Annotated in this window: 6 protein-coding genes; 2 read left to right on the top strand and 4 right to left on the bottom strand. The window is 45.2% G+C overall.

Going from position 1 to position 10,396, the window contains the following annotated elements; all coding sequences use genetic code 11:
• Positions 1–110: 110 nt before the first annotated feature.
• Positions 111–851 carry an SDR family oxidoreductase gene (locus tag AC1DYB_RS03875; protein ID WP_477432582.1) on the top strand — a complete coding sequence of 247 codons (741 nt, stop codon included), beginning with the start codon at positions 111–113 and terminating at the stop codon, positions 849–851.
• Between the two features lie 21 nt (positions 852–872).
• Entirely contained in the window at positions 873–1,787 is a 915-nt protein-coding gene (locus AC1DYB_RS03870) for an AraC family transcriptional regulator (RefSeq protein ID WP_477432580.1), read from the top strand.
• Between the two features lie 347 nt (positions 1,788–2,134).
• On the opposite strand, the gene AC1DYB_RS03865 is transcribed toward AC1DYB_RS03870, so the two are convergent.
• From AC1DYB_RS03865 to AC1DYB_RS03850, 4 genes are read right to left on the bottom strand one after another with little or no spacing between them, the layout of a single operon-like run.
• Positions 2,135–2,617: a MarR family winged helix-turn-helix transcriptional regulator gene (locus tag AC1DYB_RS03865; RefSeq protein ID WP_477432578.1), complete on the bottom strand. Its 483-nt coding sequence runs from the start codon at positions 2,615–2,617 to the stop codon at positions 2,135–2,137.
• A gap of 3 nt (positions 2,618–2,620) precedes the next feature.
• Entirely contained in the window at positions 2,621–5,905 is a 3,285-nt protein-coding gene (locus AC1DYB_RS03860) for an efflux RND transporter permease subunit (protein WP_477432576.1), read from the bottom strand.
• Between the two features lie 2 nt (positions 5,906–5,907).
• Complete coding sequence (locus AC1DYB_RS03855; RefSeq protein ID WP_477432574.1) at positions 5,908–9,162, bottom strand: efflux RND transporter permease subunit; 3,255 nt, start codon at positions 9,160–9,162, stop codon at positions 5,908–5,910.
• A gap of 46 nt (positions 9,163–9,208) precedes the next feature.
• Positions 9,209–10,390 carry an efflux RND transporter periplasmic adaptor subunit gene (locus AC1DYB_RS03850; RefSeq protein WP_477432572.1) on the bottom strand — a complete coding sequence of 394 codons (1,182 nt, stop codon included), beginning with the start codon at positions 10,388–10,390 and terminating at the stop codon, positions 9,209–9,211.
• Positions 10,391–10,396: the final 6 nt, after the last annotated feature.

Raw genomic sequence — 10,396 nt, 5'->3', positions numbered from 1 at the left:
GCCAATAAATGGATCCCTGTCGGCCTGCAAATCTGACTACAACAATTACCAGCCTGGTTACTTTTTATTTAGAAATGGGGCTGATCTTTGCTTCCTAACTATTGAATTATATGGAAAACGGAATCAAAGGTAAAGTTGTTGCCATAACAGGCGCCAGCAGCGGAATCGGCAAAGCCACAGCATTTGCATTGGCAAAAAGCGGAGCAAAAGTCATCCTGGGAGCGCGAAATGAAACGCAGCTGGAAATTATTGTCCGGGATATTGTGGGCGATGGCGGAGAGGCCATAAGTGCAGCGATTGATGTTAGAAAAAAAAACGATTTGGAAACATTGGTGCAGTTGGCTATTAAAAACTACGACAAACTGGATGCTATCGTTAATAATGCGGGCGTCACACAGATCAATCGGATTGACGAGCTGGACATAGAAGGATGGGAAGACATGATCGACATCAACATCAAAGGCGTATTGTATGGCATGGCAGCAGCAATACCCATATTCAAACAGCAGCAATCGGGTCACATCATCAATATTATTTCCACTTCAGGCATAAAAATTGTTCCTACTCAGGGTGTATATGCGGGAACAAAAAATGCAATCCGTACTATTACGGAAGCATTCAGGCAGGAGTCAGACGGTTCTATCCGAATTACCGGCATTTCTCCGGGGTATGTTAAAACAAATCTGATCAATAACGTTAAGAATGAGGAGATCAGAGCTGCGGGGGCAAAGAACATGGAGAAATTAGGTATCAGCCCGGAGGCCGTTGCAAATGCGGTCATCTACGCGTTAAGCCAGCCCACAGATGTAGAGGTGGGCGATATTGTCATCCGCCCAGCGGCACAAAATTAAATTAGACAAAAGATTATCGGAATGAAGGACAAATCAGACATCAAGCATTACAGCAGCATTTCGCAGTTAACACGAGAACTGGGGCTTCCGGTACCCGCCCATCCCCTGGTTGCGCTTGTTGACTATGCAAATATTTCTAAAAGCCTGTTTGAAACTGAGTTTAAGGTTAGCCTTGATTTTTATAAAATATCCTTTAAAAATAGCTTTACCGGCCAGGTGAAGTACGGACAGGGACATTACGATTTTGATCAGGGAGGAATGGCTTTTCTCAAGCCAGGGCAACTGGTGATCGCGCCCACTGATAAAAGCAGCTATGAGGGGTTCGTGCTATATTTCCATCCTGATTTTATCCGAAACTATGCTTTAGGTACAGCCATAAATCAGTACGGGTTCTTTTCATATGATGTGTCAGAGGCATTGTTTTTGTCTGCTGGTGAAAAAGAGACCATTACCCGTCTTTTTGGCCAGATAGGCGATGAACTGAAGAACAATATTGATCATTTCAGTCAGGACATCCTCGTTTCGCATATTGAACTTTTACTCAACTACAGCAATCGTTTTTATAACCGCCAGTTCATCACCCGGAAGGCGGTCAATCACGAGGTGACTGTGTCTTTGGATAAGTTACTGAACCGGTACTTTGAAAACGGGCGGGGTCTGAAAGACGGCATCCCCTCCGTGCATTATATCAGTTCTGAACTGCAAATCTCACAGCGATATCTGAGTGACCTCTTACGTTCGCTCACCGGACAAAATACACAGCAATATGTCCAGCATTATGTGATTGACATATCGAAAGATTTGCTGAGCGGATCTTCCCTTTCGGTAACAGAAATTGCGTACTATTTAGGGTTCGGACACCCGCAATCGTTTAGTAAGTTGTTCAAAATTAAAACAGACCTGACGCCACTGGCGTTCAGACAATCATTTAATTAGAATGTTGATTCTCTGATTTAAATGATACAATTCCAAGTCCTGGCAAAGAATCTCAATTACCTTTGGCTTCTTTACTTGGATATTTCCATTTCAGAATTTAACAAGATTATGGTTACAAACAATTTGATCAGGCAGCTTGATTTTATCAAAGAAATTGACAAATTAAAATACATTCAGCGCAGGACCAAACTATTTGGGTGAGTTAGATAGACCATTTCTTATTGATCAAACTCACATGAGCCGAGCGTATCTTTATAGTGATATCTTTATTTATACAACAGACGGCTCATTGCGCAAAAGGCCATGGGTAAAAGCAACCTATGCGCCAACTATTAAATATGCAAGGTTCAAATTTCTACAGACTCAGACGATTGGTCCATCCCGGGAGAAATTTTTCCTTGCTTTTTCTTTGTCAGGTTTTGCATCATTGCTTCGGCCACTTCTATAAAAACCATCAATTTTTCTTCGCTGATGCCGCTGTTCGCCATTTCATTTACTTCCCTAACTTTCTTTTCGATGTATGGAATTGTATTAAGGGCGTTTGGAGACAGCGAAATAAGATGCTGTCTCCTATCGGCCGGGTTAGTTTTCACCATAATTATTTCGCTTTCTTCCATCGAAAAAATGATATGAGCAACCCTCGACTTATCGATGTGCAATAGTTCTGCTAATTGATTTTGGGTGATGGGCTTTTTCTGGTTGGCCAGCGTAAGCAATACCTCAAAATGATGATTCACTTTAATGGAAGAGAGCTCCCGGCTTAGGTTCCGGGTGTAAAAGTAATTGATCAGCCTTAAGTTTTGCGATAGCAGTTCTGTATTCTTCATCATTTGCTACTTGTTATTTTGTTTTACCGATGCCTTGTATTCATTATGCTGAGCATGTGCTTCGGCAATATCATATTCCAGCTCAGGATCAATATTTTGTGCTTCTACTTTCCGCGCCTTTTCCATCAGTTCTTCATGGTGTGCCTGTAAATAGGCAAGCTGTTTTTTTCCATAGGAGAAACGGGTAAACAAAACAAAAAGCACCGGCACAATAAATATGGAAATGGTTGATGAGGCTATCATTCCGCCTAAAACAGTAACCCCGATCGTATTGCGGGATTCGGCACCGGCACCGGTTGCTAATACCAGCGGCAATACACCTAAAATGAAAGCCAGCGAGGTCATGATGATAGGCCTGAGTCTCAGACGTACGGCTTCTAACGTCGATTTTACCAGCTCTTCGCCCCTATCAACCCTGATCTTGGCAAACTCTACAATGAGGATGGCATTTTTTGCCGAAAGACCAATTAACGTGATAAGCCCTATCTGCGCGTAAACATTATTGGTGATAGTGGGCACCACTGTAAGCGCCAGGATAGCGCCAAAAGCGCTTATCGGCACAGCGAGCATCACCGAAAAAGGTACCGACCAGCTTTCATACAATGCCGCCAGGAACAGGAATACAAACATGATCGAGAACATGAAAATGTACACTGTAGTCGACCCTGCCTTTAATTCCTCATAACTCAGGCCCGAAAACTCGTAGGTGTATCCGCGTGGTAATGATTTGGCAGCTAATTGCTTCAAAGCTTCAATTGCCTGGCCGCTGCTGTATCCTGGCGGTATGGAACCATCCACTTCGGCCGAGCGAAAGATATTAAAGTGGGTAATCAACGGGGCAGCCACTATCGGCTTATAGCTGATCACGGCGCTTAAAGGAAGCATTTGGCCGGCCGAGTTGCGTACATAATATTTATTCATGTTGGAGATGAGCGCCCGGTAAGCAGTATCTGCCTGTACCACCACGTGGTAGGTTCTGTTGTAAAAAGTGAAGTTATTGACAAATAAACTACCCATGTAGGCTTGCATGGTAGAGAAAACATCTGAGATATTGATGCCCAGCTTCTCGCATTTTTCCCTATCCACATTAAGCTGATAACTTGGTGTATGCGCCGAAAAATAGCTGTAGGCCCCAGCCGTGGCGGGGGTAGCTTTTGCGGCAGCCACAAACTTTTTAACCACCTTTTCAAAAGTGTAGATATCATCTGTAGAGTTGCCCTGCTCAATTTGCATGCTAAAGCCGGCAGCCTGCCCAATACCCCTGATGGGTGGCGGCTGCGCAACCACTACGTTGGCATTTTTGATACCCGCTTTGGCAATTTTTTGTTTAATCACATTCATCAGCCCCGGCACCCTGGTATCCGGAGTTGTGCGATCGTCCCAGGGCGTAAGCATGCAAAACATAGAACCATTGTTGGAATTGGCGCCACCGTTCAGGATATTAAAACCCGAGATAGCTGTATAATGTAGGATACCTGGTGTTGAAGCCACAATTTTCATGAGCTTGTTCATCACATTAACCGATTGAATGGTTGACGAAGCTTCGGGCAGTTGGTAGGTTACGTACAAACGGCCACCATCTTCTGCCGGCACAAAGCCCGATGGTTTTACCATGAACAGCAAATAGGTCCCCACACAAATACAAACCAGCAGAACAACGATATACCGTGCGCCTTTGATGCTGCGATGTACGCCATTGGTATATTTGAAGGTTATCTTTTCAAATACCTGGTTAAAGCCCCTGAAAAAACGATCGAGCCAGTTTGATTTATCAGTTACAGGCTTGGTAGGCTTTAATAATAAAGTACAAAGCGCCGGGGTTAATGATAAAGCTATAAATGCCGAAAGGATAACCGAAATAGCAATGGTGATGGCAAATTGCTGGTATAAACGCCCTACTATCCCCGGAATAAAACCTACCGGCACAAATACCGATGCCAGAATAAGTGCTATCGCGATAACCGGCGCCGAAATCTCCTTCATGGCATGATAGGTAGCCTCTTTAGGAGACATGTGTTGCTCATCAATATAATGTTGAACGGCCTCTACCACAATAATGGCATCATCAACCACAATCCCTATCGCCAGTACAAAACCAAACATGGTTAAAGTATTAACGGTAAAACCTAAAGGGATAAAAAAGATGAATGTAGCTAATATGGATACCGGTATGGCTAAAATAGGAATGAGTGTTGAGCGCCAGTTTTGGAGGAACAGGAACACCACAATAGCCACTAAAATGAGTGCTTTAATCAGAGTGCCTATCACCTCCTGCATCGATACCTTTATTATGGTTACCGATTCAAAAGGCACCACGTAATCAACATCTTTAGGGAACGATTTTTTTAATTTGGCCAGGGCTGCATACACGTTTTCGGCGGTTTGCAGGGCATTACTTCCCGGCGATTGATAGATTTGGATGGTAGAAGCCCGGTTGCCATCCACAAAGGCATTACTTGAAAAAGTGAATTTACCCAGTTCTACCCTTGCCACATCTTTAAGGTGCACCAGCTGACTGGTGCCTGGGATGCTTTTCACAACTATGTTTTCATAGTCTTTTACCTTGTTGAGCATCCCATTAACCAAAATTCCGGTTTCATAAGTTTGTGAAGCATCCTGCGGAGGGGCGCCAACTGAACCCGCGGCAACATAAACGTTTTGCGCGTTTAAGGCAGCGGTTACATCGGCGGGGGTTAAACTATAGGATGCCATTTTATCGGGATTCATCCATATCCGCATACTAAAATTATCTGTCCGCGCACTTACATCACCAACACCCGGAACACGCAGTATAGCATCCTGGATAAAAGTACTGGTGTAGTTATCCAAAAAGGTAATGTTATGGCTATGCTTTGGCGAATAAATAGCCACCAGCATCAACTGATCGGGGTTACTGGCACGTACGGTTAGCCCCAATTTACTTACCACAGATGGCAGCAAGGGTGCTGCTATCCCAACGCGGTTTTGAACATTTAGCGCAGCGATGTGTACGTTGGTGCCTATTTTAAAAGTTACCCTGATGCTCATGCTCCCGCTGTTGGTACTGGTGCTGGTCATGTACTCCATACCCGGTGTACCGTTTACCTGCTCCTCAATAGGTGTGGCTATATTTTGTTCCACGGTTTGGGCATCAGCACCGGTGTATGAGCCGTTTACCGATACGCTTGGCGGCGATATATTGGGGTACTGGTCAACCGCGAGGTTAACAAGGCAAATTACCCCAGCTATCATCAGCACCAGCGATATCACAATGGCGGTAACGGGCCGTTTTATAAATGTATTTGAAATCATCCTTAGTTAGCTTTATGTAATGCACGGGATTTTTCAATCTCATATTCCAGTTCGGGATCGATGTTTTGAGCTTCCACCTTTTTAGCTTTCTCTGCCAGATCTTCTTTATGGGCCTGCAGATATTCCAGTTTCTCTTTACCGTATGAAAAGCGGGTGATTAGTACAAACAATACCGGCACAATGAAAATAGCCAGTGTTGATGCCGCTATCATACCGCCTAATACAGTGAAACCTATAGTCCTGCGGGCTACCGCGCCTGCGCCTGTTGCCAGCACCAACGGCAGTACGCCCAGAACAAATGCAAGAGAGGTCATGATGATGGGCCTTAGACGGAGGCTTACCGCTTCAAGGGTTGATTTGATGAGCTCCTCGCCCATATCTACCCTTACTTTGGCAAACTCTACAATCAGGATGGCGTTTTTGGCCGCAAGCCCGATGAGCGTGATCAACCCGATTTGCGCGTACACGTTATTGGTTAAGCTTGGTACCAGCACCAATGCCAATATAGCTCCCATGGCCCCTATCGGTACAGCTAAAAGTACCGAGAATGGTACCGACCAGCTTTCATACAATGCTGCGAGGAACAAGAATACGAAGGTGATGGAGAACATAAAGATGTAAATGGTTGTTGACCCAGCCTTAATCTCTTCATAGCTCAGGCCCGAAAACTCATAATCATATCCCTCCGGTAAAACTCTCTTAGCTAACTCCTGCATGGCTGCTATGGCCTCGCCGCTGCTATGACCTTCAGCCGCTGATCCATCCACCTCAGCAGTACGGAAAATATTAAAGTGAGAAATAAGTGGTGGCGCATCAACCGGTTTATAACTCATCAGTGTACCCAGGGGTACCATATCGCCGGCCTGGTTACGCACATAGTATTTATCCATATTGGCAACCACTTTACGGAAAGCCGTATCTGCCTGTACTACTACGTGGAAGGTGCGGTTATAAGTGGTAAAATCGTTAATGTACAAGCTACCCATGTAGGCTTGTATTGTTGTAAACACATCTGCCACGTTTACGCCCAGTTTTTCGCATTTCTCGCGATCAACCGTTAAACTGTAGTTTGGGGTGTGTGAAGTATAAAAGGTGAAGGCTTTTGATATTACCGGGTTTTTATTGGCCTCAGTCACAAATTTATCAACCACTTTTTGAAAGTCCTGCAAATTATCTGTCGAGCTGCGCTGTTCTATCTGTAAGCTAAAACCCACAGTTGTACCAATACCCGGTAATGGCGAAGGTTGGATAACTTCTACATTGGCATCCCGTATCCAGGCATCGGTAATCCGTTTTTGCAGTTCGCCTATGATGCCCGGTACCTGTTCGGTTGTTTTACTGCGTTCATCCCAGGGGGCAAGCTGGCAATAGATGGTGCCGTTATTGGAGTTGCTGGCGTTGGTTACCACATTTAAGCCCGATAGCGCCGCGTAATGGGCCACCCCCGGTGTTGAGCCGATAACCTTCATCAGTTTCGACATCACCTCAACCGACCGCGCTGTGGAAGATGCAGGCGGTAACTGGAAGGTGACATATAGATTGCCGTCATCCTCTGAAGGGATAAAGCCCGATGGTTTATGCTGGAACAAAAAGAACGTGGCTACGCAAATACACACCAGCAGGATCACGATAAAACGGGATGCTTTGATGCTTTTTTTAACCCCCTCGGTATACCTGTCAGTTACCCGTTGAAACCAGCTGTTGAATTTGAAAAACAACTTGTTGATACCCTTTGCGTCAGCATCAATATGTGATGGTTTTAATAACAGCGTACACAATGCAGGTGTTAATGATAAAGCGATAAACGCTGATATGATCACCGAGATAGCAATGGTAATAGCAAACTGCTGGTATAAACGCCCAACAATGCCGGGGATAAAGCCTACCGGCACAAATACCGCTGCCAATATCAGCGCGATAGCGATTACCGGTGCAGATATATCTTTCATGGCCTGGTAGGTAGCTTCTTTGGCCGACATCCCTTCGTGATCGATATAATGCTGTACCGCCTCCACCACAATAATGGCATCATCAACCACAATACCTATCGCCAACACAAAACCAAACATGGTTAGGGTATTGATAGTAAAGCCCAGCGGTATAAAAAAGCAAAACGTACCAAAAATAGATACCGGGATAGCCAGAACCGGAATGAGCGTTGACCGCCAGTTTTGCAGGAACAGAAATACCACCACAGCAACCAGGCCCAGCGTTTTCAATAAAGTCCCCACCACATCTTCCATAGAAACCTTAACCACCGTAACCGACTCAAACGGAACCCGGTATTGCACATCAGATGGAAAGTTTGTTTTTAATTTGGCAAGGGCAGCGTATACGCCATTGGCCGTTTCAAGCGCGTTGCTACCCGGTGCCTGGTAAATTTGCAGGTAGGATGCCTTATGCCCATCAACAAAGGAGTTACTGGAGAAGGTGAACTTGCCCAACTCAACCCGTGCAACATCTTTCAAATAAACCAGCTGCCCGGTAGCCGGGATGGTTTTTACAATCACCTTTTCAAATTCTGATACTTTGCTCAACCGCCCATTTACCAGGATACCCAGCTCATAGGTTTGGCTGGAAGCCTGCGGTGGCACACCTGCCGTACCCGCTGCTACCTGCACGTTTTGGGCGTTGAGCGCGGCAATTACATCAGATGGGGTTAAACTGTAAGCAGCCATTTTATCCGGGTTCATCCAGATGCGCATACTAAAATCATCCGTAAAGCGGTTAATGCTGCCTACGCCCGGCACACGCAATAGCGCGTCCTGTATAAATATATTGGTATAGTTATCTAAAAAGGTAATGTTGTGTGTGCCTTTGGGCGCGTAAATAGCCACCATCATCAGCATGCTTGGGTTTACAGCGCGTACAGTTAGCCCAAGCCTGCTTACTACGGCAGGCAACAACGGGGTTGCAATACTAACCCTGTTTTGAACATCAAGCGCGGCAACATCTATATCCGTACCCATTTTAAAGGTTACGTTCATGCTCATTTGCCCGTTATTGGTATTGTTGCTTTGCATGTATTCCATGCCCGGCGTTCCGTTCACCTGCTCTTCAATGGGCGTGGCTACGGTTTGTTCAACCGTTTGCGCATCGGCACCGGTAAACTGGCCGTTAACCTGTACAATAGGCGGCGTAATATCGGGATACTGATCTATCGGTAACATGAGGATACTCACGGTACCGGTAATGATCAATACAATAGATATCACGATGGCCGTTACAGGTCTTTTTATAAAAGTATTAGCGATCATAGGATGTCTTCGTCTAAAATTTTTTGTTTGTGCTTTAACGTTACCACTAACGGGCTTTACCACCGGTAGATGGCCCTACCTTATTGGCAGTGGTTATTTTTGAGCCATCATGCAGCAATTGCACGCCGTCAACAATAACACGTTCACCATCGTCGATACCGCTTTTGATGATCATGTTGGGGCCAATGGTTTCGCCAACCTGTACCTTTTTCTGAAATGCCACCAGTTTTTTGATCTTGTTTTTGGCAGAATCGGCACCTGCTTTAGGGTTATTCATCAGGCTGTCTTTGGCGGTGTACACAAAGTATTCGCCCATTTGCTCAACAACCGCCTTGCCCGGCACCACTATTTGCGGCCCCGGCTCCTGGTTGTGTACCCGTACCACGCAGCTCATGCCTACCCTTAACATCCCTTTAGGATTGGGGAACACCAGCCTTATGGTAATCGCTCCCGTTTGTGAGTTTACTGCCCTGTCAATAACAGCTATTTTACCGTTCACCGGGTATAGCGAATTATCTGCCAGTAAAATGGTGAAAAGCGAATCGGTTGGCTCATGCTTGCTTTGCTGCAGGCGCTCAAATTTGGGCAACTGCTTTTCGTTGATCACAAAATCAACAGCCATAGGATCGTTAGTTGATATGGTATTTAGCACGGTAGTTCCTGCTGTAACCACATTACCCAATTTTACCTGGCTAAAGCCAATAGTACCATCAAACGGGGCGTATACCTCCGCGTAGTTTAAATTGGTCTTAGCAGTTTTCACAGCCTGATCGGCCGATTTTACCTGGCTTTTAGCATTATCAAGGGTGATGATGGCATGGTCATAAAGCTGCTTGGCCACAGCGTTATATTTATTCAGATACTCATAGCGGTCGGCATCCTGCTGAGCTTGCAAAAGGGTGCCTTCATTAACTTTACGATTGGCTACAGCGGCATCATAACTGTCCTGGTAAATCCGCCTGTCAATTTCATATAACTTTTGCCCTTTTTTCACCTCGGTTCCTTCGGTAAAAAATATGCCTGTAATAGCTCCTTGTACTTGTGGCAGCAAGGTTACCTGGCTAAGGGCCGCCGTTGTAGATGGGTACTTATCATAATACAAAACCCGTTGTGCTTTCACCTTATACAGGTTTACGGGTACTTCGTTATTTTCGGGCGGTTGCTTTTTTTTGCAGGCGGCAAAAATTACGATACTTATAAAAATGGCATTTAAAAATACGCGCTTCATGGAGTT

Source organism: Mucilaginibacter sp. P2_A4, from assembly GCF_056405015.1.
The sequence above is the reverse complement of the archived record's forward strand: the minus strand, read 5'-3'. Positions and strand labels throughout refer to the sequence as shown.

Bases quoted from the DNA above. Each gene is read 5' to 3' on its own strand.
- AC1DYB_RS03875 (WP_477432582.1), top strand. From the start codon at position 111: ATGGAAAACGGAATCAAAGGTAAAGTTGTTGCCATAACAGGCGCCAGC.
- AC1DYB_RS03870 (WP_477432580.1), top strand. From the start codon at position 873: ATGAAGGACAAATCAGACATCAAGCATTACAGCAGCATTTCGCAGTTA.
- AC1DYB_RS03865 (WP_477432578.1), bottom strand. From the start codon at position 2,617: ATGATGAAGAATACAGAACTGCTATCGCAAAACTTAAGGCTGATCAAT.
- AC1DYB_RS03860 (WP_477432576.1), bottom strand. From the start codon at position 5,905: ATGATTTCAAATACATTTATAAAACGGCCCGTTACCGCCATTGTGATA.
- AC1DYB_RS03855 (WP_477432574.1), bottom strand. From the start codon at position 9,162: ATGATCGCTAATACTTTTATAAAAAGACCTGTAACGGCCATCGTGATA.
- AC1DYB_RS03850 (WP_477432572.1), bottom strand. From the start codon at position 10,390: ATGAAGCGCGTATTTTTAAATGCCATTTTTATAAGTATCGTAATTTTT.